Source organism: Aliirhizobium wenxiniae (genome assembly GCF_019511445.1).
GTDB classification, from domain to species: Bacteria; Pseudomonadota; Alphaproteobacteria; order Rhizobiales; family Rhizobiaceae; genus Neorhizobium; species Neorhizobium wenxiniae_A.
Window position 1 is genome coordinate 113550 of record NZ_JAEUAN010000003.1, and the last position, 26327, is coordinate 139876.

The following is a 26327-nucleotide window of genomic DNA, read 5'->3' on the forward strand; positions in this document are numbered from 1 at the left end:
TGTCTTATGCAGGAAGAATGACGCGCCAGCTATCCGGCGCGCCCTTCCATCTTGATTTTTAAGCGGCGGCTGCCAGCTTCTTGGCCTTTTCCATCGCTTCTTCGATGGAGCCGACCATGTAGAAGGCTGCTTCCGGCAGGTGGTCGTATTCGCCGTTGACCAAGCCCTTGAAGCCCTTGATCGTGTCTTCCAGAGCAACCAGCTTGCCCGGCGAACCGGTGAAGACTTCGGCAACGAAGAACGGCTGCGACAGGAAGCGCTCGATCTTGCGGGCGCGGGCAACGGTCATCTTGTCCTCTTCGGACAGTTCGTCCATGCCGAGGATGGCGATGATATCCTGCAGCGACTTGTAGCGCTGAAGCGTCGTCTGAACCTTACGGGCAACTTCGTAATGCTCTTCACCGACAACCATCGGGTCGAGCATGCGCGAAGTGGAGTCCAGCGGGTCAACGGCCGGGTAGATACCCTTTTCAGCGATCGAACGCGACAGAACCGTCGTTGCGTCCAAGTGCGCGAACGAGGTTGCCGGTGCCGGGTCGGTCAAGTCGTCGGCGGGAACGTAGATGGCCTGAACCGAGGTGATCGAGCCCTTGGTCGTGGTGGTGATGCGTTCCTGCATCGAGCCCATGTCGGTTGCGAGCGTCGGCTGATAACCAACGGCCGAGGGAATACGGCCGAGCAGAGCCGATACTTCCGAACCAGCCTGGGTGAAGCGGAAGATGTTGTCGACGAAGAACAGAACGTCCTGGCCCTTGTCGCGGAAGTCTTCAGCGATCGTCAGACCGGTGAGAGCAACGCGAGCACGTGCGCCCGGCGGTTCGTTCATCTGACCGTAAACGAGAGCAGCCTTGGAGCCTTCGCCACCGCCGTGCTTGTTGACGCCCGATTCGATCATTTCGTGGTAAAGGTCGTTACCTTCACGGGTACGCTCACCAACGCCGGCGAATACGGAGTAACCGCCGTGCGCCTTTGCAACGTTGTTGATCAGTTCCATGATCAGAACGGTCTTGCCGACGCCGGCGCCGCCGAACAGGCCGATCTTGCCGCCCTTTGCGTAAGGAGCGAGAAGGTCGACGACCTTGATGCCGGTGACCAGAATCTGGCCTTCCGTGGACTGCTCGACATAGGCCGGAGCGTCCTGGTGGATGGCACGCAGATGCGTGCGGTCCAGCGGACCGGCTTCGTCGACCGGCTCGCCGATGACGTTCATGATACGGCCGAGCGTGTGTTCACCGACCGGAACCGAGATCGGAGCACCGGTGTCGGTGACCTTCTGGCCGCGGACGAGACCTTCGGTCGAGTCCATGGCGATCGTGCGGACCTGGTTTTCACCAAGGTGCTGCGCGACTTCCAGCACAAGACGGTTGCCGTTGTTTTCGGTCTCGAGTGCATTGAGGATCGCCGGCAGTTCGCCGTCGAACGCGACGTCTACGACAGCGCCGATAACCTGAGTCACTTTGCCGAGGGACGAGCCCGTTGCGGTAGCCATGATTCTTACCCTCTTCTTTTCGGTCAGAGCGCTTCCGCGCCTGCAATAATTTCAATCAGTTCCGTGGTGATCTGCGCCTGACGCTTGCGGTTGTAGGAAAGCGTCAGCTTATTGATCATGTCACCAGCGTTGCGCGTTGCGTTGTCCATAGCGGACATCTGCGCACCGTAGAAGGAAGCGTTGTTTTCCAGCAGAGCCTTGAAGATCTGCACAGCGATATTCTTCGGCAGCAGGTCTTCGAGGATTTCCTCTTCGCTCGGCTCGTATTCGTAATGAACCGAAGAACCTTCAGCAGGCTGCTCTACAGTTTCGAACCGTGCCGGAATGAGCTGCTGCGCGGTTGCGACCTGCGCGATCACCGACTGGAAGCGGGCGAAGAACAGCGTTGCAACGTCGAACTCGCCGGCATTGAACATGTCCAGCACCTTGCCCGCCACTTCGTCGGCCTGGACGAAGCCCAGCTGCCGCACTTCGCGGAAGGTGATGTAATGGACGATGTTGTCCTTGAACGAACGACGCAGAACGTCATTGCCCTTGCGGCCGACCGTCAGGATCTTGACCGTCTTGCCTTCAGCGATGAGCTTCAGGGCATGCTCGCGCGCCAGACGAATGATCGAGGAGTTGAAGCCGCCGGCAAGGCCACGCTCGCCGGTGGCAACGACCAGGAGATGAACCTGGTCCTTGCCGGTGCCGGAAAGCAGAAGCGGTGCACCCGCATTGCCGGCATTGGCGGCCGAAAGGCTCGCCAGTACCTTGTTCATCCGCTCTGCGTAAGGACGAGCGGCTTCGGCCGCTTCCTGCGCACGACGCAGCTTCGCCGCGGCGACCATTTTCATCGCCTTGGTGATCTTCTGCGTCGCCTTGACGGAGGCGATCCGGTTTTTCAGATCCTTAAGTGAAGGCATCCGTTATCGGTCCTTAAGCTAGATCCGTACTTTTAGGCGAAAGACTTCGAATAGGCGTCGAGCGCCGACTTGAGCTTCGCCTTCGTGTCGTCCGAGATCTGCTTCTCGGTGCGGATCGTGTCGAGAACGTCCTTGCCTTCCGAACGGAGGTAAGAGAGCAGACCCTGTTCGAACTTGCCGACATCGGAAACCGCGATCTTGTCGAGGTAGCCGTTGACGCCTGCGAAGATCACGGCAACCTGTTCTTCCGTCTTGAGCGGAGAGAACTGCGGCTGCTTCAGGAGTTCCGTCAGACGGGCACCGCGGTTCAGCAGGCGCTGCGTCGAGGCGTCGAGGTCGGAACCGAACTGCGCGAATGCCGCCATTTCGCGATACTGGGCAAGCTCGCCCTTGATCGAACCGGCAACCTGTTTCATCGCCTTGACCTGAGCGGCCGAGCCAACGCGGGAAACCGACAGACCGACGTTAACGGCCGGACGGATGCCCTGATAGAACAGGTCGGTTTCGAGGAAGATCTGGCCGTCGGTGATCGAGATCACGTTGGTCGGAATGAAGGCCGAAACGTCGTTACCCTGGGTTTCGATGACCGGCAGAGCCGTCAGCGAACCGGCGCCGCGCTCGTCGGAGAGCTTGGCAGCGCGCTCGAGAAGACGCGAGTGCAGATAGAAGACGTCGCCCGGATAAGCTTCGCGGCCCGGAGGACGACGCAGAAGCAGGGACATCTGGCGGTAGGCGACGGCCTGCTTGGAAAGGTCGTCATAAGCGATCAGCGCATGCTGGCTGTTGTCGCGGAAGTATTCGCCCATGGCGGCACCGGCGAACGGTGCGAGATACTGCATCGGAGCCGGGTCCGAAGCGGTAGCAGCGATAACGATCGAATACTGCAGTGCGCCGCGCTCTTCGAGAACCTTGACGAACTGGGCAACGGTCGAACGCTTCTGGCCGATAGCAACGTACACGCAGAACAGCTTGTCGTTTTCCGGGCCGTTGTCGTGAATCGGCTTCTGGTTCAGGAAGGCGTCGAGAATGATGGCGGTCTTGCCGGTCTGGCGGTCGCCGATGACGAGCTCGCGCTGGCCGCGGCCAACCGGGATCAGAGCGTCGATGGCCTTGAGGCCGGTCGACATCGGCTCATGAACCGACTTGCGCGGAATGATGCCGGGAGCCTTGACGTCGACGCGCGAACGGCGGGTCGCGTTGATCGGACCCTTGCCGTCGATCGGGTTGCCGAGCGCATCGACGACGCGGCCGAGCAGTTCCGGACCAACCGGAACGTCAACGATGGCGCCGGTCCGCTTGACGGTGTCGCCTTCCTTGATCGAACGGTCGGAACCGAAGATAACCACGCCGACATTGTCGGATTCGAGGTTCAGAGCCATGCCCCGGACGCCGCCCGGAAACTCGACCATTTCACCAGCCTGCACGTTGTCGAGACCGTAGACGCGGGCAATGCCGTCACCAACGGAAAGAACCTGGCCGACTTCCGAAACTTCGGCATCCTGGCCGAAATTCTTGATCTGGTCCTTGAGAATTGCGGAAATTTCCGCTGCACGGATATCCATCAGCCGACCTCTTTCAATGCAAGCTTAAGGGTGGAAAGTTTGGTGCGAAGGGACGTATCGATTTGACGCGAACCGACCTTGACGATCAGGCCGCCGAGGATCGACGGATCGATCGTAACGGCGATGGTTACGTCCTTGCCGGTTACGCCCTTCAGCGCCGACTTGAGTTCTTTTTCCTGCGTTGCAGTCAACGCATGGGCCGAAGTGACTTCGGCGGAAATTTCACCGCGATGCGCAGCGGCGATCTCGCGATAGGAGCGGATCATGCCCGGCAAGGCGAACAGGCGGCGATTGCCGGCCACAACTTTCAGGAAGTTCAGGACGGTGACGGAAAAACCTGCCTTTTCGGCAACGGCGCTAACCGCCTTCTGCTGTTCTTCGGCGGAAAAGACCGGGCTCGCCACCAGGCGCCGCAGGTCTTCGCTTTCGTCCATCATCGACTGGAACCGATCAAGATCGGCACCGACTGCATCGATAGAACCAGCTTCCGACGCAAGCTCGAAGAGCGACAGAGCATAGCGCTCGGCGACACCGGAAATAAGCGGGGATGTCTCGGCCACAGGCATAGTTTCCCTGAATTACACCCCAAGTACCAAGCCCGAAAATGACGATCAGGCAAGACCTTGAAATTTATTGAATTTCCATCGGAACCCGCAGAGCCTCCGCTTGCTGTTTCCAACGTTCGCGGTTCGTCTAGCATAGGATGTAGGGACTCGCAACACGGCTGAGCGCCGAAAAAGCCCACCTGTCAAAGGCATCCAGACTTTATTCGCAGCTTTCACCCGCAATTCCGGGCGATAGGCATCGCAGCGCGGCGATATGCGACATTAGATGTAGCCGAACGCATAGGCGAGCGGCGCAGCCGACAATACACCCTCAAGTAGAAAAAACGCAATATTCTGCGGCGTTACGCCGCGATCGGCGAAGATTGACACCAACCTGCCAACTGCACCGAGCGCAAGCACCACGCCGGTCGCCATGTAAAACCAATTTTGCGCCAACAGAATCGGCAACAAGCCAAGTGCCATATAGCGCGCGCCTGCGGCCCTGACCGAGCCGTAGCCCTCTGGCCTTACCTCTCCGACCTGAAAGGCGGAAAGTCTCAGGCAGGTGCCTGGAAGCAGGAAGATCAGCAAGCCAAGCAGCGCCGTTACGGCACAGCCTACAAAAGCAACCTGTTCGTTCAGTTCAGTCGGGAAGTAGAATTCCATGCCGTCGCACCCTTTCGAATCGAACTGATTCTAGCCAACAGGGTAAACAAGTCGCAAAGATTAGCTGCACATCAAGAAACATCCCGGCGCGTGAAGACGGACGAGATGTTCGTGCGGGAGGCTAAAGGAAACTCTGCGGATCGACGTCGAGCTGAACCTGAACCGTTCCGCGAGCCTTGGGGCCATTGCCGAGCATCGATTTCAAAAATGCCTGCATATCGGAATTGCGCCGTCCATGAACGAGCAGACGGAAGCGATAACGACCGCGCACCAGTGCAATCGGTGCTTCCGCAGGCCCAAGCACCGCAATGCCGGAAACATGCGGAGCCGCCGCGCGCAGCCCACGCGCATGGTTTTCCGCGTCCGCCCTCGTATCCGCAGAGACGATCAGCGACGCCAGCCGCCCGAACGGCGGCAACAGCGCCTTTTCGCGCTCGTTGATCTCCCGTTCGTAGAACGCCGTGGAATCACCAGAGACGATTGCCTGCATCACCGGATGCATAGGCTGAAAAGTCTGGATCAAGCCATGGCTCTTCAGGCCGGTTCGCCCCGCACGTCCCGTCACCTGGCTGAGCAGCTGAAAAGTCCGCTCGGCCGCCCGCGGATCACCATTCGACAGGCCGAGATCCGCATCGACGATGCCGACCAGCGTCATCAGCGGAAAGTTATGCCCCTTGGCGACGAGCTGGGTGCCGATGACGATATCGACATCCCCCTTGGCGATCGCTTCCAGCTCCAGCCGCATGCGCTTCACCCCGCCGAGGATGTCGGACGACATGACGATCGTGCGGGCATCGGGAAAATGCCTCTCGACCTCTTCGGCGATACGCTCGACACCCGGCCCACAGGCAACGAGATGATCGAACGTGCCGCATTCCGGGCAGGCTTCCGGCGTCGGCTGGTGATAGCCGCATTGATGGCACTGGATCTGGTTTCTGAACCGGTGCTCGACCAGCCAGCTGGAACATTGCGGGCACTGGAACCGGTGGCCGCAGACCCGGCAAAGCGTCAGCGGCGCATAACCGCGACGATTGAGGAACAGCAGCGACTGCTCCTTCTTCTCCAGCGTCCGCCCCATCGCCCTCAGGAGCAGCGGCGACAGGAACCCGCCCCGTTCGGGCGGATGCCGACGCATATCGATCAGGAGCAGGTCAGGCAGTGCCGCATCGCCGAAGCGCGTCGGCAACTGCACGAGATTGTAACGCCCGGACAGACCGTTGACCTGGCTTTCCACCGAAGGCGTGGCCGACACCAGCACGACCGGGAAATCGCCGATCCGCGCCCGCACCACCGCCATGTCGCGAGCATTGTAAAAGACGCGGTCCTCCTGCTTGTAGGCAGGGTCGTGCTCTTCATCGACGATGATCAAGCCAAGCTCTTCGAAGGGCAGGAACAGCGCAGACCGTGCGCCTGCGACCACTCGCACCTCACCAGTCACCACCCCGCGCCAGACCTTTTCGCGCATGCGCGGGGAAAGATCCGAATGCCATTCGGCAGGCTTGGCTCCGAAACGCTGCTCGAAACGCTCCAGGAAAGCAGGCGTCAGCGCGATTTCCGGCAGAAGGATCATCACCTGCTTGCCGCGCCGCAAAGTCTCGGCCACGGCCTCGAAATAGACCTCCGTCTTGCCAGAGCCGGTAACCCCGTCAATCAGCGAGGCGGCAAATCCGCCCTGCCGGATCGAGCCGACGATCTCTTCGGCCGCATATTTTTGCGGTCCCTCGATGCGTGGCGCGATGAAATCCGGCTCCGGCCGCGCAACGACAGGCGGCGGGGGCAGAAAAATCGTGTCGAACATCCCCTGCTTGATCAGCCCGTCGATGACACTGAGCGACACGCCGGCGGCATGCGCCATGCCGCTACGCGTCCACGGCACGTCTTGCTCCTTCGCCAGATCGAGCACGCGGGTTCTGGCCGGCGTCAGCCGGTCCGGCTCGCCGCCGAGATAGCGCAAGCCCTCCACCATAGGCTCCGGATCGAGCGCCGCCGGTGCCCGGATCGCCATGCGGGCAACAAGCCCGGGCGGAGACAATGTATAGGCAGACACCCAGTCGACGAAATCGCGCATGTCCTTCGACAGAGGTGGGCAATCGAACACCAGCGTGATCGGCCGGAGCTTTTTCGGATCGAGCCGCTCGTCATTCTCCCCGTCCCAGACGACACCGATAACCTGTCGCGGCCCCACCGGCACCTGTACGACCGACCCCGGCTCGACATGCACGCCGTCCGGCACCGCATAACTATAGGCCCCCGGCACCGGCAACGGCACCAGAACCGGCACGACGCGCACGGGTGCTCGCGACGGCGCAAGCGCGTCGCCGAACAGCGAATCCATCATGTCAGCAGAATCCTTGGCCATGCGGCGCGACCATGACGAAAGACGGAACAAAAGTGAACCTTTTTATAGATCACTCGTCATCCTCGTCGTCTTCCATCAGTCCGGTCGCACGCATGCCTTCCAGCCAGGTCGCGCCATCCTTGCGGATCACCCGCTTGGCCCGCACGCCGCAACGCTCGGTGATGGCGGCAGCAAGCTGTTCGGAATGCGTCACGATCCAGATCTGGCTCGATTTCGCCGCCTCGGCAACCATGTCGGCCAGCGGTTCGAGCATATCCGGGTGCAGGCTTGCCTCCGGTTCGTTGAGCGCAATCAACGGCGGCTGGCGATAGGACATCAGCGCTGCCGCCAACCCGAGGAAACGGATCTGGCCATCCGACAATTCCCGCGGGGTGAAGACACGCAGCGGCAGATGCGGGAAAACGAGTCCGAATTCGGCATATTCACCGGGTTCCGGTATTTGAAGCTTCGCGCCATCAAACGCTGCCGCAATCGCTCGGTTAAGCTCGATCACATCTCCGCGAATATGTGCGAGGGTCGCAAACACGGCGGCAATATTGGCTCCATCCTCGTCGAGCAATGGCGAGGTCACAGCCAGGCATGGCTGGCGCATCGGCGACTGCCGATCGGTGCGAAAACCATGGAAAAAGCGCCAGCTTTCAACCATCCTCCGGAAAGCGCCGATTTCCGGGTAATGCCCGGCATCGCCCAGAAGCGCGATTGCCGTCTCCGATGTCATGGCTTTTTCAGGATATTCCAGCATCCGCCCTTCCGGGCCACGCACCATGATACCCGGGCCTGCCCGCTTCATCATCGTCACCGGCCGGCGGCCGGTCTCGATCGAAAGCTCCTCTTCCTTGATCTGCGGTTCGAAGGCGAAACCCGCCGCAGCTTTCGGCGGCCTCAAGCCGGCTTCGACCCGATATCTGAAAGTGATGGCGCGTTCCTCGTCCAGCACCTCGACATTGAGCTTTATGCGAAAATTCTTCTCGTTGCGTCGATGGCCCGACCAGAGCACCGACGCCATGCCGCCCTCTGCCGCAATCTCGGCCGCCAACGTTCCACGCACCGCCGCCTGAATCAGTTGCAGCGCCCGATAGAGATTGGATTTTCCAACACCGTTTTCACCAATGAAAACATTTATACCCGCCAGATCCATGCCGATCGATCGCAGCGAGCGATAGTTCTGTGCGGACATGGATCGGAGAAGCACGCTCGACCTCCATTTGGTGCCGGTGACCGGTAATCGGCTTAAGCGGCGGAGACCACGTCCGGCTCACCGAGACCGGCAAACCGCGCATCACCATCCTTCGCCAGATCAAAAACCGTATGGTTCTCCAACGCCTTGGTCACATCCGCCGGATCGCCTTCAAGTTCCTCCGGCTGGATCAAGTGGCCGACAGTGAAATCGAACCTATTGCCCTTCTTGTTCAGAAGTTCGTAGAACACCGTCATGTCGCGCAACTCGGTCGACCACTTGGCGAACCAGTAGAACAGGCCGGAATTACGAGCCGTGATATGGATCGGCAGGATCGGCAGATTGTATTTGCGTGCGAGGCTGACAGCCGACGTCTTCCACGGCCGTTCGTTGAGCTTGCCGCCTTCCCAATAGGCGATGCGGCCGGACGGAAACAGCACCATCACCTTGCCGTCCTCGACCGCCTTGTTGGTCAGAACCAGCGTCTCGCGGGTCTTCAGCTTGCTCTTATATTCTTCGCGCCATTCGACCGGGATGATCATCTCGGCAAAGCGTGGATTGACGCGCACTGCATCGCGATTGGCAAACACCATCAGGTCCGGCCGCTTCGCCTTCAACAGGTCGAAGACCGCCACTCCATCGGCAATGCCGGTCGGGTGGTTGCTGACCAGAATGAAGCCGCCCTTTTCCGGGATCCGCTCGGCATGCTTGGCTGCGATCTGCAATTTCAAGAGATCGCTCATATATTCGAAGCACTGGAAGCCGCTTTTCGGCGCGACGTCGTCGGCAAATTCGATGGCTTTCCCATATCGCAGCAGCGTGTAGAGAAACGGTCGCATCACCGGCCAGAACGGGCTGCCGACAATCCGCTGGCCGCGCTCACCGATCAGCGTATCGACGATATGCCCCGGCCGGCCGCGGGAATTGAGTGTGATGGTCTCCGCGAATTGACTGAAGGTCGTCGAATTGTCACGGCGGGCCATACAAACTCCTTGCGCAGGGCAACCTTGTGGCAGCCCTGTATGATAAAACTTTGGCGGACGGCGAAAGGCTTAGTATTTCCGTAACGCTGTCGGTAGCAATCTGGTGCTCCTTTCCACCAAAATCAACGGTCGAGACGTTTGAACGAACTGCTGATCATTGCCGCGCCCGATCTTGCCGCCAAGCGCCACGAATGGCTGGAAAGCCTGAAGGACGAGCGCCGGTTGTCGCCCAATACGCTCGATGCCTATGAGCGCGACACACGGCAATTCCTCACCTTCCTGACCGGTCATCTCGCCGGCCCGCCGAAGATCGCTGACATCCACACGCTTCGCCCGGCAGACCTGCGCTCCTTTCTCGCCGCCCGCCGCCGCGACGGTTCCGGTTCCCGCTCGCTCGGCCGCCACCTTGCAGGCCTCCGATCTTTCCTCAGCTACATGGAACGCCAGGGACTGGTAAATGCTGCAGCAGCCGGCGCCGTGCGCGCGCCAAAACAGCCTAAATCGCTTCCCAAGCCGCTGAGCGACCGGCAGGCGACCAGCCTGACCGCGACAGAAACCCAGCTTCAGGACGAGCCCTGGATCGCCGCACGCGATGCCGCGGTTCTCGCACTTCTCTATGGCTGCGGCCTGCGTATTTCCGAAGCGCTTGGGCTTCTTCCCGGTGAGATCGAGCCGGGCACGACAACGCTGCGCATCAAGGGCAAAGGCGGCAAGACCCGCATCGTGCCGCTTCTGCCGGTCGTCGCCGAAACCGTCACCCGTTACCGCGATATCTGCCCCTACCACCTGACCGATGAGAAGCCGCTTTTCCGCGGCGCACGCGGCGGCCCGCTGCAGCCGGCGATCATCCAGCGTCAGATGCAGAAATTGAGAAGCGCCTTCGGCCTGCCGGATACCGCCACGCCCCATGCGCTGCGCCACTCTTTCGCTACCCATCTGCTAGCCGGCGGCGGCGATTTGCGGACCATTCAGGAACTGCTCGGCCATACCAGCCTGTCGACCACCCAGGTCTATACCGGCGTCGATACCTCGCGCCTGCTGGAAGTCTATGACCGCGCCCATCCACGCGCGTGAACTAACTGTTAACCACTTGCGTTAAGCACCTGTCGAAGCGGCAGTGATACGTTTTGGGTCGATTAATCCGGATCCGTGACATGAATTCTTCATTCCTCGACAGCCCCCTTTTCGAACGCCTGCAGGGCTTTGCCCTCTGGCTGCTCGCATTGCTGCATGTCGCGGCCCTCGCCTCGCTGATCCTGGTGCTCGGCATGCTGTCATCCGCCGATGCACAGGAAGCTGCCTGCCACGGGGTTAACCTCGTCGATGAGATGAAATCAGAAAATCCGGATGCTTATGCCAAGGCGCTTGCGGAAGCCGAAAAGATCCCGAACGCCAAGGGCATTTTCTGGAAAATAGAAAAGCCGGGTGTTGCGACCTCATATCTGCTCGGCACAATGCACGTCACCGATCCGCGCGTCCTCAAGATGCCGCCCGGTGCCGACAAGGCGCTCACTGACGCCGAGACGATCGTCATCGAATCCAACGAGATCCTCGACGACAAGAGGGCAATGGCCGGCCTTCTCGCGAAACCGGAACTGACCATGCTCCCCGATGGAAAGACCATCGAAAAGCTGATGAACCCTGAGGATCTTACCGTCCTCGACGAAGGCCTGAAGAAGCGTGGCATTCCGCTGGCGACCGTTTCGCGCATGCAGCCCTGGATGCTGATGTCACTCGTGTCGCTGCCGGCCTGCGAACTCGCCCGCAAGGGAAACACCGCCTTCCTCGACAAGCGCATCGCGCTTGATGCCGCAGCCGAGGGAAAACCGGTAAAGGGCCTGGAAACGCTCGCCGAACAGCTCACCGCCATGGCGTCTATCCCGACCGAGATGCACCTGAAGTCGCTGGTTGAAACGATCAAGCTCGGCCCGAAAATGAATGACGTTTTCGAGACGATGACGCAGCTCTACCTCACCGGCGAGATCGGCTTCACCATGCCTTTCCTCAAGCAGGTAGCGCCAGACGGCAGTGACAATGCCGGTTATGCCGAGTTCGAGGAACTGATCGTGACGAAGCGCAACCACCTCATGGCAGAACGCGCAGCACCAATCCTCAGCGAAGGCAACGTCTTCATGGCTGTCGGCGCTCTCCACCTGCCCGGCGAAGACGGCCTGGTGGAACTGCTGCGCAAACAGGGTTTCACCCTCACGCCCGCAATCTGACGACTTCTCGGTTATGTTCCCGACCACTTGGCGGACAGACCAATAGCTCCATATCCCGCTTATGTGGCGAGGCTAAAACATGGGTCGCCACCGTGATTTAACGGGTAAGCGCAAGGGGCATCCATGGCAGACGCGAGCGAAACACCACCCTCCCGCAAAGTGGGTTTGATGGAGGGCGTCAACCGGCCCGTATTTTTCTGGTCCGTCGGCATCACCATTCTGTTCGTCCTGTCGGGCGTGCTCGCGCCTGAGGCATCCGCCGCCGCTTTTGCCGCTGTGCAGAGCTGGATCGTTACCGAACTCGGCTGGATCTACCTCCTCGCGGTGGCCATTTTCCTGATGCTGATGCTCTATCTCGGCGTTTCGAGCTACGGCAATATCAAGCTCGGGCCGAACCATTCGGAACCTGATTTCAGCTACCCCGCATGGTTCTCCATGCTGTTTGCCGCCGGCATGGGCATCGGCCTCGTCTTCTTCGGCGTGGCGGAACCCGTCAATCATTTCACCAAGCCGCCGACCGGCGATCCGGCAACGATTGCCGCGGCGCGAACGGCGATGGAAATCAGTTATTTCCACTGGGGCCTGCATGCCTGGGCGGTCTATGCAGTCATCGGCCTGTCGCTTGCCTATTTTTCCTATCGCCACGGCCTGCCCCTCACCATGCGTTCCGCGCTCTACCCGATCGTCGGCGAGCGCATCTACGGTCCGATAGGCAACGCAGTCGACACCTTCGCCGTTATCGGCACCCTGTTTGGGGTCGCTACCTCGCTCGGCCTTGGCGTGCTGCAGGTCAATGCCGGCTTTGCCCACGTGCTGGGCTGGCCGATGGATTTCTGGGTGCAGTTGCCGCTCATCATCGTCATCACCGGCATGGCCACCATCTCGGTTGCCACCGGTCTCGACAAGGGCATCAAGTTCCTCTCCAACCTCAACATGATCATGGCGATCGCCCTGATGGCCTTCGTCTTCATCATGGGGCCGACGACCTTCCTTCTGCGAGCTTTCGTGCAGAATTTCGGCGCCTATCTCGACCAGTTCGTGCTGCGCACTTTCTACATGTACGCCTACGCCCCGAACGAGCAGCCGGGCGAATGGCTGGGCGACTGGACGCTCTTTTATTGGGGCTGGTGGATCGCCTGGTCGCCGTTTGTCGGCATGTTCATCGCCCGGATCTCGCGCGGCCGCACCATCCGTCAGTTCATCTTCGGCGTCCTGCTCGTACCCGCCGGCTTCAGCTTCGCCTGGATGACCGTTTTCGGAGATACCGCTCTTGCCATGCACCTGACCGGCCAGACGACGGCCGTATCCGATGCGGTTGCCAAGGATGTGACGCTGGCGCTCTTCGTTTTCCTCGAACAGTTCCCGGCAGGCGTCTATGTCTCATGGTTCGCCATGGCGCTGATCGTCTTCTTCTTCGTCACCGGCGCGGATTCCTCCGCCCTTGTCATCGACACGCTGACATCGGGTGGTCGTGAGGACGGTCCGGTCGCTCGTCGTGTTTTCTGGGCCATCACCGGCGGCGTCATCGGCGCAGTCCTGCTTGCGGCAGGCGGGCTCGATGCCCTGCAGACGGCCTCGATCGCCGGCGCCCTACCCTTCACCTTCGTCATGCTCCTGATGTGCTGGGGCCTGTTCCAGGGTCTGCGGCGCGAGGGAGTTCGTCAGAATGCTCTGGTCCAGAGCCTGCGGCCCCGAAAATCCGTCAGCTGGCAAAGGCAATTGCACGGCATCATCAGCTATCCGCGCAAGTCGGAAGTGGCAAAATTCCTGGCTGAAGTTGCCGCGCCCGCCTTGGAGGACGTCGCAGAAGAGTTGCGCAAACGCTCGCTCGAAGCGGAAATTCATCACGACGACAATCGCCTGAAGATGATCGTCGCACCGGGCGGCGAGGAGGAATTCTCCTACGGAATCCGCGTCCGCCCTTACGACATGCCGAGCTACAGCTTCATCGAAAGCCAGAGTAATCGCCAGCGCGCCGACAAATATTACCGCGCCGAGGTTTTCCTCTCAGACGGCGGTCAGGATTACGACGTCATGGGCCTCACCCGCGAGGAACTGATTCAGGACGTGCTCGCCCAATACGACCGCCACTTCCAGTATCTTCACGCCGTCAGGGCGTGAAGGCGGAACGTAACGTCCTGATATTTCGTCATCCTCGGGCTTGTCCCGAGGATCGACCACGGTGCCAGAAATCAGGCCTAGCAGATGCTCGGGACAGGCCCGAGGATGACGACAAAACAATACAAAATCGCACTCACCCGCTCGTCATCCGGCGCAAGATGTTAGTCTTCCAATAGAACTGATGCACCAGCACACCGAGAATGTGCAGACAGATCAGCACCCACAGGACCGTCTTCATCCAGCCGATATGAGCGAATGCCGCCATGCTGTTCTTGAAATAGAAGGCCCCGATCCCGGCAAGCGGCATGATGATGAACATTGCGTAGAGCGACCAATGCACAATTGTTGCGACGATTCGCGAAAAGGCAGGCTCCACTTCGGGATGCGGCGGCGCACCGAGCGCGATGCGAAGACAGAGCCGGGTCAGGGCCAGCGCCAGGATCGCAATTCCTACATAGGCATGGATATTGGCGGATGTCATGATGTCGGGCGGGATCGGTTTGTCGCCGAAATAGAGTTCCCCGAAGACCGTCATCGCATCGGAAAACACGAGATTGAACAGGATCAGCACGGCCATCAGCCAGTGCAGGATGCGCTGCGACAGAGAGAATGCGGTCTTCATGTCCGTCACCTCTTGAAATGGGCCAAGGACATGAAGTTTAGGACAGATGCGGAAAAGAAAAAGGCGGGACCGAAATCCCGCCTTTCGCATGTGTGATCTTTCGGACCGATTACATATGGATCGGCTTGGCGAAGGTCGAAAGGGCTGCCTCCTTGACCGCTTCCGACATGGTCGGGTGCGCATGGCAGGTGCGGCCGAGATCTTCCGACGAGCCGGAGAATTCCATCAGAACGGTGATCTCGTGGATCATCTCGCCGGCGCCGAAGCCGACGATGTGACCGCCGAGAACCCGGTCGGTTTCCTTGTCCGCGAGGATCTTGACGAAACCGTCGGTCGCCAACATGGCGCGGGCGCGGCCGTTGGCAGTGAACGGGAACTTGCCGACCTTGTAGGCAATGCCTGCAGCCTTCAGCTCCTCTTCCGTCTTGCCGACAGAAGCGACTTCCGGCTGGGTGTAGACGACGCCCGGAATGACATCATAGTTCACGTGACCATGCTGGCCGGACAGGATTTCGGCGAGAGCAACACCCTCGTCTTCCGCCTTGTGCGCCAGCATCGGGCCCTTCACCACGTCGCCGATCGCGTAGATGCCGGCAACATTGGTCTTGAAGCCGTGGTCGATCTCGACGCGGCCACGGTTGTCGAGTGCAACGCCTGCAGCTTCCAGCCCGAGACCTTCGGTGTAAGGCTTACGGCCGGTGGAGATCAGAACCACGTCGGCTTCGACGGTCACGGCATCGCCGCCCTTGACCGGCTCATAGGTGACCTTTGCGCCGGTGGCGGTCTTTTCGACGGCCGTCACCTTGGCTTCGGTGCGGATATCCATGCCCTGCTTAGCAATCATCCGCTGGAACTGCTTCGACACGTCGGCATCCATCGCGCCGAGCAGCTTGTCGAGATATTCGATGACGGTGACCTTGGCGCCGAGACGCATCCAGACCGAGCCGAGTTCCAGACCGATAACGCCGCCGCCGACGACGATCATGGTCTGCGGAACCTTGTCGAGCGAAATCGCACCGGTCGAGGACACGATGACCTTCTCGTCGATCTCGACATTGACGCCCGGAATGCCGGCGACGTCGGAACCAGTGGCGATGACAATATTCTTCGTCTCGAGTTCCTGAACCTTGCCGTCTTCACCCGTGACGGAAACCTTGCCGGCCGCAACGATCTTGCCGGTGCCGATAAAGCCGTCGATCTTGTTCTTCTTGAACAGGAAGGCGACGCCGTCGGTGTTCGACTTGATGGTCGCATCCTTGTGCGCCATCATCTTGGTCAGGTTCAGCGTCGGTGCTGCAACCTCGACGCCCAGCGTGTCGACGCCATGGGCAACCTGATGGAACATTTCCGACGCGTGCAACAGGGCCTTGGACGGAATGCAGCCAACGTTGAGGCAAGTGCCGCCATAGGTGGCGCGCTTTTCGACGACCGCGACCTTCAGGCCGAGCTGCGCTGCCTTGATTGCGCAGACATAACCACCCGGACCGCTTCCGATAACGACGACATCATAAGCCATGTTTTAATTCCTGATTTCTGGTTTTGGCAGGCTCATTCCCGCCAGCGTTTCGAGAATGGCCCTCAGGCCGCTTTTTCAGTTGCGAGTTTAATTCCGAGCGCGATGAACACCACGCCGCTGGTCCGGTCGATCCACTTGCTGGCACGTGAAAACGCCGCCCGCATGCGCGGCGTCGTCATGAATGTGCTGACGCCGACGAACCACAGGATCAGGCAGCTTGCCATCACGGTCCCATAGCCGAACTTGATCGCCATCGGCGTATGCGCGTGGACGATGGTGGAGAAGATCGACAGGAAGAAGAACACCGCCTTCGGATTGAGCGCATTGGCGGCAAATCCGAGCGTGAATGCCTTCAAAGCCGATTGAGCCTTGGCAGCCTCACCCTGCGCCTCAGGCGAAACCGTGATCTCCGTCCGGCCGGCCCTCAAGGCCTTGATGCCGATATAGACGAGATAAGCGACGCCCAGCCATTTGACGATGTTGAAGAGATAGACCGACTGCGAGATGATCAGCCCGAGCCCGAGGATCGTGTAGCTGACATGGAACATAAGCGCCGCGCCGATGCCGAAGCTGGTGATGATCGCCTGCCGACGGCCATGCACCAGCGCCTGACGCATCACCATCGCAAGATCCGCCCCCGGCGAGATGATCGCAAAGGAGAAGATCGCCATCAGCGAGATCAGTTCGATCATATAGGCATGCATGTTGAATAACCTCTAGAGCAGCAGAGCGGCCATCATGATCAGCAGTCCGGCAAGGCTCAAGAGCCATACCATCGAGCGGACATAGGGAATGCCCGCCAGATAAAGCGGAACATAGGCAATCCGCGCAATCAGCCACACCCAGGCGCCACCGATGCCGAGCCCGGTCGGGTCACCGATGAAGGCGAGACCGAGAAGCAGGCCGATAAAGGCTGGATAGGTTTCCTGATAGTTCTTCGAGGCACGCGCAGCACGCCCCGCCGCCGCATTCTTCGGCGTCAGATCTCCGTCGCGCGGCCCTGCATTCCATTTGGAACCCAGTTCACGCGTCGCAAGAAAACCTTGCAGCAGAATATGAAAGAGCAGCAGGACCACGCTTAAGCAAAGTACCACCACGAGATGGGTCGCATTTGCCGAAGCGGGTTCCATGCTGCTCTCCCTTAATTCAGGATGTTAGGCTTGAAGTCTTAGAGATCGAGAACCAGACGTTCCGGATCTTCCAGGCTTTCCTTGACGCGAACGAGGAAGGTGACCGCTTCCTTGCCGTCGACGATGCGGTGATCGTAGGAGAGCGCGAGATACATCATCGGACGAATGACGATCTGGCCGCCGACGACGACCGGGCGCTCCTGGATCTTGTGCATGCCGAGAATACCCGACTGCGGCGCATTCAGGATCGGCGAGGACATCAGCGAACCGTAGACGCCGCCATTGGTGATGGTGAAGGTGCCGCCCTGCATGTCGGCCATGCCGAGCGAGCCGTCACGGGCAGCCTTGGCAAGACGACCGAGTTCCTTTTCGACACCGGCGATCGAACGCTGGTCGGCGTCACGGATGACCGGGACGACGAGGCCCTTGTCGGTGCCGACAGCCATGCCGACATGGCAGTAGTTCTTGTAGATGATGTCGGTGCCGTCGATCTCGGCGTTGACGGCCGGCAGTTCCTTCAGCGCGTGGGTCACGGCCTTGGTGAAGAAGCCCATGAAGCCCAGCTTTACGCCGTGCTTCTTCTCGAACACGTCCTTGTAGCGGTTGCGCAGGTCCATCACAGCCGACATGTCCACCTCGTTATAGGTGGTCAGCATGGCGGCAGTGTTCTGTGCATCCTTGAGGCGCTTGGCGATCGTCTGGCGCAGACGGGTCATCTTTACGCGCTCTTCGCGCGGTGCGTCCTCAGCCGACGAAACCGGACGCGGTGCGGCCGGAGCGGCAGCCGGGGCCGAAGCCGACGGACCCTTGGCGATGGCGGCGAGAACGTCGCCCTTCAGAACCTGGCCGCGCTTGCCCGAACCGTCGATGTCGGCGGTCGAAATGTTGTTGTCGGCGGCAACCTTGGCAGCAGCCGGAGCAGCCGGCATCGAAGAACCACCAGCCGGCGCAGCGGCGGCAGGCGCCGGTGCGGCAGCAGGAGCAGCTTCGGCAGGCTTTGCAGCCGGAGCGGCGGTGGCAGCACCGGCAGCACCTTCTGCGATCTGGCCGAGCAGCGCGTCGAGACCGACGGTCTCGCCGTTCTGAGCAACGATTTCGGTCAGGACGCCGGAAGCCGGGGCCGGAACTTCGACGGTAACCTTGTCGGTTTCCAGTTCGACCAGAGGCTCGTCAGCCTTGACGGTATCGCCGACCTTCTTGAACCAGGTGCCGACGGTCGCCTCGCTGACGGACTCGCCGAGGGTTGGGACGCGGATTTCGGTGGCCATGATCTGTTTCCGTTTTTCTTAAGGATTTCGTTTCGAACAAGTGAGGGGAGACGGCTGAAAAGTCAGCCGCCCAATGCGTCTTCGAGGAAGGCTTCGAGCTGTGCCAGATGCTTCGACATCAGGCCGGTCGCAGGCGAAGCTGCAGCCGGGCGGCCCGTGTAGCGGACGCGCTGATACTTGGCATCAATATGCGCCAGAACCCATTCCAGGTACGGGTCGATGAACGCCCATGCACCCATGTTCTTCGGCTCTTCCTGGCACCAGACCATTTCCGCGTTCTTGAAGCGCGACAGCTCGTTGATCAGAGCCTTGGCCGGGAACGGGTAGAGCTGTTCGATACGCAGCAGATAGACATCGTCGATGCCGCGCTTTTCGCGCTCTTCCAGAAGGTCGTAATAGACCTTACCGGTGCACATCACGACGCGACGGATCTTGGCGTCCTTCTGCAGCTTGATCGGGCCGTCCTTGATCACTTCCGCATCGTCCCACAGCAGGCGGTGGAACGAGCTTTCGCCCGCCAGTTCCGCCAGCGAAGAGGTCGCACGCTTGTGGCGCAGCAAGGACTTCGGCGTCATCAGGATCAGCGGCTTGCGGAAGTCGCGCTTCACCTGGCGGCGCAGGATGTGGAAGTAGTTGGCCGGCGTCGTAACGTTGGCGACCTGCATATTGTCTTCCGCGCAGAGCTGCAGGAAGCGTTCCAGGCGTGCCGACGAATGTTCCGGACCCTGACCTTCATAGCCATGCGGCAGGAGGCAGACGAGACCGGACATGCGCAGCCACTTGCGTTCGCCAGACGAGATGAACTGGTCGAACACGACCTGCGCACCGTTGGCGAAGTCGCCGAACTGGGCTTCCCAGAGCGTCAGCGCATTCGGGCGGGCCAGCGAGTAACCGTATTCGAAGCCGAGAACGGCTTCTTCAGACAGCATGGAGTTGATGACTTCATACTTGCCCTGGCCCGGCTGCAGGTTGGCAAGCGGGATGTAGCGCTCTTCCGTGTCCTGATCGTAAAGAACCGAGTGGCGCTGCGAGAAGGTGCCGCGTTCGCAATCCTGACCGGAGAGACGAATCTTCGTGCCTTCGACGCAGAGCGAACCGAAAGCAAAGGCTTCCGCCATCGCCCAGTCGAGGCCTTCGCCGGTCTCGACCATCTGCGCACGGTTTTCCATGAAGCGCTTGATCGTGCGGTGCGCGTTGAAACCTTCCGGAATGGTCGACAGCTTGCGGCCGATTTCCTTGAGGCTCTTCATCGGCATCGAGGTCTTGCCGCGACGCTGTTCGTCGGCATCGTCGGCGGAACGCAGACCCGACCACTGGCCGTCCAGCCAGTCGGCCTTGTTCGGCTTGTAGGCCTGGCCGGCTTCGAACTCGGCGTCCAGATGCGCACGCCAGTCGGCCTTCATCTTGTCGAATTCGGCATCCGTCAACACGCCTTCGCCAACCAGACGTTCGGCATAGATCTCGGCCACGGCCTTGTGGGCGCGGATGACCTTGTACATCTTCGGCTGGGTGAACGCCGGCTCGTCGCCTTCGTTATGGCCGAAGCGACGGTAGCAGAACATGTCGAGTACGACCGGCTTGTGGAACTTCATCCGGTATTCGGTCGCAACCTTGGCGGCATAGGTAACCGCTTCCGGATCGTCACCGTTGACGTGGAAGATCGGTGCTTCGATCATTTTTGCTACGTCGGACGGGTATGGAGACGAGCGCGAAAAACCAGGATTGGTGGTGAAGCCGATCTGGTTGTTGATGATGACGTGCATCGTGCCGGCAACGCGGTGACCGCGAAGACCCGACAGGCCGAGGATTTCGGCAACCACGCCCTGGCCCGCAAAGGCCGCATCGCCGTGCAGGAGCAGCGGCAGGACCTTGGAGCGCTCTGAAAGTGGGATGATGTTGTCCTTTTCCCAGACCTTGGCCAGCATGTCCTGCTTGGCGCGGGCCTTACCCATGACGACCGGGTTGACGATCTCGAGGTGGGAAGGGTTTGCGGTCAGCGACAGGTGAACTTTGTTGCCGTCGAATTCGCGGTCGGAAGAGGCACCGAGATGGTACTTCACGTCGCCCGAACCTTCGACTTCGTCAGGCTTGAACGAACCGCCCTTGAACTCGTGGAACACGGCGCGGTGCGGCTTGCCCATGACGTTGGTCAGCACGTTCAGACGGCCGCGGTGGGCCATGCCGACGATGACTTCTTCAAGACCCAGCTGGCCGCCGCGCTTGATGATCTGTTCGAGCGCCGGGATCAGCGCTTCGCCGCCATCGAGGCCGAAACGCTTGGTGCCCTTGAACTTGACGTCGAGGAACTGCTCGTAGCCTTCGCCTTCGATCAGCTTGGAAAGGATCGCCTTCTTGCCTTCCGGGGTGAAGGCGACGCCCTTGTCCGGACCTTCGATCCGTTCCTGGATCCAGGCCTTTTCTTCCGGGCTCGACATATGCATGAACTCGACGCCGATCGTCGAGCAATAGGTGCGCTCCAGGATCGCGATCATCTCGCGAACGGTCGCGTATTCCATGCCCAGAACGTTGTCGATGAAGATCTTGCGGTCGTAGTCGGCCTCTTCGAAGCCGTAGGACTTCGGCGACAGCTCGTTATAATCCTCGACCGGACTTGCGATGCCGAGTGGATCGAGCTTGGCATGCAGATGGCCGCGCATGCGGTAGGCGCGGATCATCATGATGGCGCGCACGCTGTCGCGGCTCGCCTGATGAACGTCGGCTTCGTTGACGGGGGCGCCCTTGGCGGCGGCAGCGGCTTCAGCCTTCGCCTTGACCTTGGTCTCAATTGCTTTTTCCACCACCGGCCAGTTGCCGTCGAGAGCGGAAACGAGATCGCCACCGGCTGCGATCGGCCAGTTCGAACGCTTCCAGGAAGCGCCCTGCGCTGCCTTCTTCACGTCTTCGGGGCTGTCGGCCAGGGCCTTGAAGAAGGCCTGCCACTCTTCAGAAACCGAATTCGGATCGGCTTCGTAATTGGCATAAAGTTGTTCGATATAGACGGCGTTCGCGCCGTCGAGGAACGAAGTGATCAGAAACTGCTCGTTGGCTTCTTGCCGGGACATGGCCTATCGCGGGCGCCGCGCCCGCCTCCTCACGTGGTCGGAACCGAAGACCTCGACGGTTCCGCATTCTCCTGGTGTCTGTTTTGCCGCCGCAGCGGCCCGTCTTGTGACGGTTGACCCGCAGGCAAAAGCCTCTGCCTGCGGGTTCCAAACCTTGAGGTCCATCGCCACCTGTCTATCGGCGGCGAGTGACCGTTATGTGGCGTCAGCCCTTGAGGACTTCAACCAGCGTCTTGCCGAGGCGTGCCGGGGAAGGAGACACCTTGATGCCTGCGGCTTCCATGGCTGCGATCTTGGATTCCGCATCGCCCTTGCCGCCGGAAACGACAGCGCCGGCGTGGCCCATGGTGCGGCCCTTCGGAGCCGTACGGCCGGCGATGAAGCCTGCCATCGGTTTCTTGCGGCCCTTCTTGGCTTCGTCGATCAGGAACTGGGCTGCTTCTTCTTCAGCCGAACCGCCGATTTCGCCGATCATGATGATCGACTGGGTGGCTTCGTCCGCGAGGAACATTTCCAGCATGTCGATGAATTCGGTGCCCTTGACCGGGTCGCCGCCGATGCCGACAGCGGTCGTCTGGCCGAGGCCTTCGTTCGACGTCTGGAACACGGCCTCATAGGTCAGCGTGCCGGAGCGCGAAACGATACCGACCGAACCCTTGCGGAAGATCGAGCCCGGCATGATGCCGATCTTGCATTCTTCCGGCGTCAGAACGCCCGGGCAGTTCGGGCCGAGCAGGCGCGACTTCGACTTGTCGAGCTTGGCCTTGACGCGCACCATGTCCATGACCGGGATACCCTCGGTGATGCAGGTGATGAGCGGGATTTCGGCTTCGATCGCCTCGATGATCGCATCGGCGGCACCTGCCGGCGGAACGTAGATCACGGTCGCGTCTGCGCCGGTCTTTTCCTTGCCTTCGGCAACCGAAGCGAAGATCGGCAGCGAGGTGCCGTCGACGCCCGACGACCAGGCTTCGCCACCCTTCTTCGGGTGAATGCCACCGACCATCTTGGTGCCGTAATAAGCCAGCGCCTGTTCGGTGTGGAAGGTACCGGTCTTGCCGGTCAGGCCCTGAACGAGGACCTTCGTGTCTTTGTTGACGAGAATGGACATTCTTTCGATCCTTCCAGATTAGGCTTTGATCGCCGCGACGATCTTCTTCGCCGCGTCATCGAGATCGTCGGCGGCGGTGATTGCCAGACCGGACTCGTTGAGGATCTTCTTGCCAAGCTCGACATTGGTGCCTTCGAGGCGGACGACGAGCGGAACCTTCAGGCCGACTTCCTGAACGGCTGCGACAACGCCTTCGGCGATGACGTCACAACGCATGATGCCGCCGAAGATGTTGACGAGGATGCCCTCGACCTTCGGGTCAGCGGTGATGATCTTGAAGGCAGCCGCGACCTTCTCCTTGCCGGCGCCACCGCCGACGTCGCAGAAGTTTGCCGGCTCCTTGCCGTAAAGCTTGATGATGTCCATCGTCGCCATGGCGAGACCGGCACCATTGACCATGCAGCCGATATTGCCGTCGAGGGCAACATAGGCGAGGTCCCACTTGGAGGCTTCGATTTCCTTAGAATCTTCTTCGGTCTCGTCGCGCAGCGCCTTGACGTCGTCGTGGCGGAACAGCGCGTTGCCGTCGAAGGACATCTTGGCGTCGAGAACGCGCAGATGGCCGTCCTTCATGACGATCAGCGGATTGACTTCGAGGAGCGCCATGTCCTTTTCGCCGAACGCCTTGTAGAGCGCCGGGAAGAGACCCTTGGCATCTTCTGCGGCAGCGCCCGACAGTTCCAGAGCCTTGGAGATCTTGGCAACGTCGTCAGCCGTCACACCGGTTTCCGGGTCGATGGCGATCGTGTGGATCTTCTCAGGGGTGTCATGGGCAACGGCTTCGATGTCCATGCCGCCTTCGGTCGAAACGACGAAGGCAACGCGACCGACAGAGCGGTCGACCAGCAGCGAGCAGTAGAGTTCGCGCTCGATGTCTGCACCGTCTTCGATATAGAGGCGGTTTACCTGCTTGCCGGCATCGCCGGTCTGGGCGGTAACCAGCGTGTTACCGAGCATGTCCTTGGCGTGCGCCACGACTTCCTCGATCGACTTCGCCAGACGAACGCCGCCCTTGGCATCCGGGCCGAGTTCCTTGAACTTGCCCTTGCCGCGACCGCCAGCATGGATCTGGCTCTTGACCACGTAGAGCGGGCCCGGGAGCTGCTTTGCGGCAGCTTCGGCTTCTTCCACCTTGAGGATGGCGACGCCCTGGGCGACGGGCGCACCATAGCCCTTCAGAAGAGCTTTGGCCTGATATTCATGGATATTCATGGGGCTTGATCCCTATTTGAATGATGTGAGCGCTGGCAAAAGCCAGCGCCGAACTTTTCGAGAACCGAATTATTTCAGCGAAGGAACGAGAGCGATGCAGGCTTCGCAGAGACCAGCAACAGCGCCGACCGACTTCTGGAAGGCTGCTTCTTCGTCCTTGTTGAATTCGACTTCGACGATGCGTTCGACACCGCCGGCACCGAGAACGACCGGAACGCCGACATACATGTCCTTGACGCCGTACTGGCCGGACAGGTGAGCGGCGACCGGAAGGACGCGCTTCTTGTCCTTGAGGTAGGATTCAGCCATCTCGATCGCCGAGGCGGCCGGAGCGTAATAGGCCGAACCGGTCTTCAGGAGACCAACGATCTCTGCGCCGCCGTCACGGGTGCGCTGAATGATCTGGTCGAGCTTCTCCTGCGTGGTCCAGCCCATCTTGACGAGGTCGGTGAGGGGAACGCCGGCAACCGTCGAGTAGCGAGCAAGCGGCACCATCGTGTCGCCATGGCCGCCGAGAACGAATGCGGTGACGTCCTGGACCGAAACGTTGAATTCTTCGGCGAGGAAGAGGCGGAAACGTGCCGAGTCAAGCACGCCGGCCATGCCGACGACCTTGTTCTTCGGCAGGCCGGAGAACTTCTGCAGTGCCCAGACCATCGCGTCGAGCGGGTTGGTGATGCAGATGACGAAAGCATTCGGGGCATACTTCTTGATGCCGGCGCCGACCTGTTCCATGACCTTGAGGTTGATGCCGATCAGGTCATCGCGGCTCATGCCCGGCTTGCGGGCAACACCTGCGGTGACGATGCAGACGTCTGCGCCTTCGATCGCAGCATAGTCGCTGGCGCCGGCAAGCTTCGCATTGAAGCCTTCAACGGGACCGGACTGCGCGATGTCAAGACCTTTGCCCTGCGGAATGCCGTCGGCGATATCGAAGAGGACGACGTCGCCCAGCTCCTTCAGGCTGGCCAGATGCGCCAGCGTGCCACCGATCATGCCAGAACCAATAAGTGCAATCTTCTTACGCGACATGGAAATGCTTCCTCTCAAATCCTGACCTGCGGCAAGTTAGCGCAGGCTCATCTTGCGGCAGCACGGATAGCCTCATCTGCAAAAAATGGCAAACGATTATTTTGAGACTATATTTTTCAATCGGTTAGATATGATTTGAGTTACGTAAACGTAAGAATTTATGCCATAAATATGTCAGACTTGCTGCCGCTTCTCATTATGGAGCACCAAGTATTCAGCACTGCGCATCTCGAAAAGTCGCGAAACCGTGCGGTCGAACTCGAAACCTTCCGTCCCCCTGCGCTCCGTCAGAAGCGCGTCGGGCGCAGCCGCAGCCGAAATGAATAGCCGCACGGACTGATCGTAGAGCGCATCGACGAGATTGATGAAGCGCTTCACTTCATTGCGCTTTTCCGCTCCGAGCTGCGGCACGTGATCGACGAAGACGACATCGAACCGGGCAGCGATCGCCAGATAATCAGACGCCCCCAGCGGCTTTTCACAGAGATCGGAGAAGGAGAAACGTGCAGCTCGCCCGACCGCCGAGGGCACATGAATACTGCGCCCCTTCATCGGCAGCTCGATCGACCCGACCTTGTCGCCATCGGTAACCTGATGCCAGGCCGCCTCCATCGCCGCATCCGTACGGCCATCGAGCGGCGTCAGATAGACCGGCAGATTGGCGTTCTTCTGCATCCGGTAATCGGTTGGACTATCGAGCGTGACAACGTCGACATGATTGCCGAGAAGGCTGATAAACGGCAGGAACAGGCCGCGATTGAGTCCATCCTTGTAGAGATTTTCCGGCGCAACGTTGGATGTCGCCACCAGAACGCAACCGAGATCGAACAACTCGGTAAAAAGCCGCGCCAGGATCATCGCATCGGTAATGTCGGTGACGGAGAACTCATCGAAACACAGAAGCTCTGCTTCCGCATAAAGCGCCGCAGCAACCGGCGGCACCGGATCGGCCTGCTTCGTTTCGCCCCGTTTCAGCTTCTGCCGCTGTTCGTGGATGCGGTTATGCACATCGGCCATGAACTCATGAAAATGCGCCCGACGCTTTTTCTGCGTGGGCGCCTTCTTGAAGAACATGTCCATGATCATGGTCTTGCCGCGGCCGACACTGCCATAGACATAAAGTCCACGCACCTTTTCCGCATGGCCGTTGCCGCGACGGGCAAACAGCCAGCCGAGCGCGCTCGACTTTTTCGCAGGCTTTGCCTCGCGCAATGCAACGAGCACGCGGTCAAGCCTGGCAGCGACCTCCATCTGCGCCTTGTCGGGCGTCAGAACGCCGGACGCCGCCAGCGCCTTGAGCTCCTCGCAGACGCTCGACGTATATTCCGGAATGGGTTCCACGAGG

At 60.2% G+C, this 26327-nt stretch carries 21 protein-coding genes; 3 read left to right on the forward strand and 18 right to left on the reverse strand.

Annotated elements, in window-relative coordinates:
- Positions 1-58: 58 nt before the first annotated feature.
- The 8 genes from atpD to JNB91_RS04725 all read right to left on the reverse strand — a co-directional run bounded on the left by atpD (position 59) and on the right by JNB91_RS04725 (position 9686).
- Positions 59-1489 (reverse strand): F0F1 ATP synthase subunit beta, encoded by a 1431-nt coding sequence (gene atpD, locus JNB91_RS04690; RefSeq protein ID WP_220324370.1) that lies wholly within the window; start codon positions 1487-1489, stop codon positions 59-61.
- 23 nt (positions 1490-1512) lie between these two features.
- Positions 1513-2394 carry a F0F1 ATP synthase subunit gamma gene (locus JNB91_RS04695; RefSeq protein WP_220324371.1) on the reverse strand — a complete coding sequence of 294 codons (882 nt, stop codon included), beginning with the start codon at positions 2392-2394 and terminating at the stop codon, positions 1513-1515.
- A 32-nt stretch (positions 2395-2426) separates the two neighbouring features.
- Positions 2427-3956, reverse strand: a complete 1530-nt coding sequence (gene atpA, locus JNB91_RS04700; RefSeq protein ID WP_220324372.1) for a F0F1 ATP synthase subunit alpha — start codon at positions 3954-3956, stop codon at positions 2427-2429.
- Complete coding sequence (locus JNB91_RS04705) at positions 3956-4522, reverse strand: F0F1 ATP synthase subunit delta (protein WP_220324373.1); 567 nt, start codon at positions 4520-4522, stop codon at positions 3956-3958. The genes atpA and JNB91_RS04705 overlap by 1 nt, the downstream gene beginning before the upstream one ends.
- A gap of 261 nt (positions 4523-4783) precedes the next feature.
- Positions 4784-5167 carry an AGROH133_08824 family phage infection protein gene (locus JNB91_RS04710; RefSeq protein ID WP_220324374.1) on the reverse strand — a complete coding sequence of 128 codons (384 nt, stop codon included), beginning with the start codon at positions 5165-5167 and terminating at the stop codon, positions 4784-4786.
- A gap of 121 nt (positions 5168-5288) precedes the next feature.
- A complete protein-coding gene (locus JNB91_RS04715) occupies positions 5289-7526 on the reverse strand; it encodes a primosomal protein N' (RefSeq protein WP_220324375.1) in 2238 nt (745 codons plus the stop codon).
- A gap of 49 nt (positions 7527-7575) precedes the next feature.
- Positions 7576-8718, reverse strand: a complete 1143-nt coding sequence (locus tag JNB91_RS04720; RefSeq protein WP_220324376.1) for an AAA family ATPase — start codon at positions 8716-8718, stop codon at positions 7576-7578.
- Positions 8719-8756: 38 nt separating this feature from the next.
- A complete protein-coding gene (locus JNB91_RS04725; protein WP_220324377.1) occupies positions 8757-9686 on the reverse strand; it encodes a GNAT family N-acetyltransferase in 930 nt (309 codons plus the stop codon).
- 138 nt (positions 9687-9824) lie between these two features.
- Here JNB91_RS04725 and JNB91_RS04730 point away from each other — a divergent pair, with 138 nt between their 5' ends.
- The 3 genes from JNB91_RS04730 to JNB91_RS04740 all read left to right on the forward strand — a co-directional run bounded on the left by JNB91_RS04730 (position 9825) and on the right by JNB91_RS04740 (position 14029).
- Positions 9825-10760: a tyrosine recombinase XerC gene (locus JNB91_RS04730; RefSeq protein ID WP_220324378.1), complete on the forward strand. Its 936-nt coding sequence runs from the start codon at positions 9825-9827 to the stop codon at positions 10758-10760.
- Positions 10761-10840: 80 nt separating this feature from the next.
- Positions 10841-11908 carry a TraB/GumN family protein gene (locus JNB91_RS04735; RefSeq protein ID WP_220324379.1) on the forward strand — a complete coding sequence of 356 codons (1068 nt, stop codon included), beginning with the start codon at positions 10841-10843 and terminating at the stop codon, positions 11906-11908.
- A 123-nt stretch (positions 11909-12031) separates the two neighbouring features.
- The gene (locus tag JNB91_RS04740; RefSeq protein WP_223218059.1) at positions 12032-14029 is read left to right on the forward strand and encodes a BCCT family transporter; all 1998 of its coding nucleotides are present in this window, start codon (positions 12032-12034) and stop codon (positions 14027-14029) included.
- Between the two features lie 133 nt (positions 14030-14162).
- Here JNB91_RS04740 and JNB91_RS04745 read toward each other — a convergent pair whose 3' ends face one another.
- The 10 genes from JNB91_RS04745 to zapE form a co-directional block, all read right to left on the reverse strand.
- Positions 14163-14651: a cytochrome b gene (locus tag JNB91_RS04745; RefSeq protein ID WP_220324380.1), complete on the reverse strand. Its 489-nt coding sequence runs from the start codon at positions 14649-14651 to the stop codon at positions 14163-14165.
- 109 nt (positions 14652-14760) lie between these two features.
- Entirely contained in the window at positions 14761-16167 is a 1407-nt protein-coding gene (gene lpdA / locus JNB91_RS04750) for a dihydrolipoyl dehydrogenase (protein WP_220324381.1), read from the reverse strand.
- A 62-nt stretch (positions 16168-16229) separates the two neighbouring features.
- Positions 16230-16871 (reverse strand): LysE family transporter, encoded by a 642-nt coding sequence (locus tag JNB91_RS04755; protein ID WP_220324382.1) that lies wholly within the window; start codon positions 16869-16871, stop codon positions 16230-16232.
- 12 nt (positions 16872-16883) lie between these two features.
- Positions 16884-17297: an MAPEG family protein gene (locus tag JNB91_RS04760; RefSeq protein WP_220324383.1), complete on the reverse strand. Its 414-nt coding sequence runs from the start codon at positions 17295-17297 to the stop codon at positions 16884-16886.
- Between the two features lie 38 nt (positions 17298-17335).
- Positions 17336-18565 carry a 2-oxoglutarate dehydrogenase complex dihydrolipoyllysine-residue succinyltransferase gene (gene odhB / locus JNB91_RS04765; RefSeq protein WP_220324384.1) on the reverse strand — a complete coding sequence of 410 codons (1230 nt, stop codon included), beginning with the start codon at positions 18563-18565 and terminating at the stop codon, positions 17336-17338.
- A 62-nt stretch (positions 18566-18627) separates the two neighbouring features.
- Positions 18628-21627: a 2-oxoglutarate dehydrogenase E1 component gene (locus tag JNB91_RS04770; protein WP_220324385.1), complete on the reverse strand. Its 3000-nt coding sequence runs from the start codon at positions 21625-21627 to the stop codon at positions 18628-18630.
- Between the two features lie 205 nt (positions 21628-21832).
- The gene (gene sucD, locus JNB91_RS04775; protein ID WP_220324386.1) at positions 21833-22738 is read right to left on the reverse strand and encodes a succinate--CoA ligase subunit alpha; all 906 of its coding nucleotides are present in this window, start codon (positions 22736-22738) and stop codon (positions 21833-21835) included.
- 18 nt (positions 22739-22756) lie between these two features.
- Positions 22757-23950 carry an ADP-forming succinate--CoA ligase subunit beta gene (gene sucC / locus JNB91_RS04780; RefSeq protein WP_220324387.1) on the reverse strand — a complete coding sequence of 398 codons (1194 nt, stop codon included), beginning with the start codon at positions 23948-23950 and terminating at the stop codon, positions 22757-22759.
- Positions 23951-24019: 69 nt separating this feature from the next.
- Positions 24020-24982 carry a malate dehydrogenase gene (gene mdh, locus JNB91_RS04785; protein WP_220324388.1) on the reverse strand — a complete coding sequence of 321 codons (963 nt, stop codon included), beginning with the start codon at positions 24980-24982 and terminating at the stop codon, positions 24020-24022.
- 174 nt (positions 24983-25156) lie between these two features.
- Complete coding sequence (zapE, locus tag JNB91_RS04790; RefSeq protein ID WP_220324389.1) at positions 25157-26323, reverse strand: cell division protein ZapE; 1167 nt, start codon at positions 26321-26323, stop codon at positions 25157-25159.
- Positions 26324-26327: the final 4 nt, after the last annotated feature.

What these genes read in the sequence shown, in the direction of transcription:
- sucC (WP_220324387.1), bottom strand. Translation starts at nt 23,950, where the DNA reads ATGAATATCCATGAATATCAGGCCAAAGCTCTTCTGAAGGGCTATGGT.
- JNB91_RS04770 (WP_220324385.1), bottom strand. Translation starts at nt 21,627, where the DNA reads ATGTCCCGGCAAGAAGCCAACGAGCAGTTTCTGATCACTTCGTTCCTC.
- JNB91_RS04745 (WP_220324380.1), bottom strand. Translation starts at nt 14,651, where the DNA reads ATGAAGACCGCATTCTCTCTGTCGCAGCGCATCCTGCACTGGCTGATG.
- JNB91_RS04760 (WP_220324383.1), bottom strand. Translation starts at nt 17,297, where the DNA reads ATGGAACCCGCTTCGGCAAATGCGACCCATCTCGTGGTGGTACTTTGC.
- JNB91_RS04725 (WP_220324377.1), bottom strand. Translation starts at nt 9,686, where the DNA reads ATGGCCCGCCGTGACAATTCGACGACCTTCAGTCAATTCGCGGAGACC.
- lpdA (WP_220324381.1), bottom strand. Translation starts at nt 16,167, where the DNA reads ATGGCTTATGATGTCGTCGTTATCGGAAGCGGTCCGGGTGGTTATGTC.
- atpD (WP_220324370.1), bottom strand. Translation starts at nt 1,489, where the DNA reads ATGGCTACCGCAACGGGCTCGTCCCTCGGCAAAGTGACTCAGGTTATC.
- odhB (WP_220324384.1), bottom strand. Translation starts at nt 18,565, where the DNA reads ATGGCCACCGAAATCCGCGTCCCAACCCTCGGCGAGTCCGTCAGCGAG.
- atpA (WP_220324372.1), bottom strand. Translation starts at nt 3,956, where the DNA reads ATGGATATCCGTGCAGCGGAAATTTCCGCAATTCTCAAGGACCAGATC.
- JNB91_RS04740 (WP_223218059.1), top strand. Translation starts at nt 12,032, where the DNA reads ATGGCAGACGCGAGCGAAACACCACCCTCCCGCAAAGTGGGTTTGATG.
- JNB91_RS04705 (WP_220324373.1), bottom strand. Translation starts at nt 4,522, where the DNA reads ATGCCTGTGGCCGAGACATCCCCGCTTATTTCCGGTGTCGCCGAGCGC.
- mdh (WP_220324388.1), bottom strand. Translation starts at nt 24,982, where the DNA reads ATGTCGCGTAAGAAGATTGCACTTATTGGTTCTGGCATGATCGGTGGC.
- JNB91_RS04755 (WP_220324382.1), bottom strand. Translation starts at nt 16,871, where the DNA reads ATGCATGCCTATATGATCGAACTGATCTCGCTGATGGCGATCTTCTCC.
- JNB91_RS04710 (WP_220324374.1), bottom strand. Translation starts at nt 5,167, where the DNA reads ATGGAATTCTACTTCCCGACTGAACTGAACGAACAGGTTGCTTTTGTA.
- JNB91_RS04715 (WP_220324375.1), bottom strand. Translation starts at nt 7,526, where the DNA reads ATGGCCAAGGATTCTGCTGACATGATGGATTCGCTGTTCGGCGACGCG.
- JNB91_RS04695 (WP_220324371.1), bottom strand. Translation starts at nt 2,394, where the DNA reads ATGCCTTCACTTAAGGATCTGAAAAACCGGATCGCCTCCGTCAAGGCG.
- sucD (WP_220324386.1), bottom strand. Translation starts at nt 22,738, where the DNA reads ATGTCCATTCTCGTCAACAAAGACACGAAGGTCCTCGTTCAGGGCCTG.
- JNB91_RS04735 (WP_220324379.1), top strand. Translation starts at nt 10,841, where the DNA reads ATGAATTCTTCATTCCTCGACAGCCCCCTTTTCGAACGCCTGCAGGGC.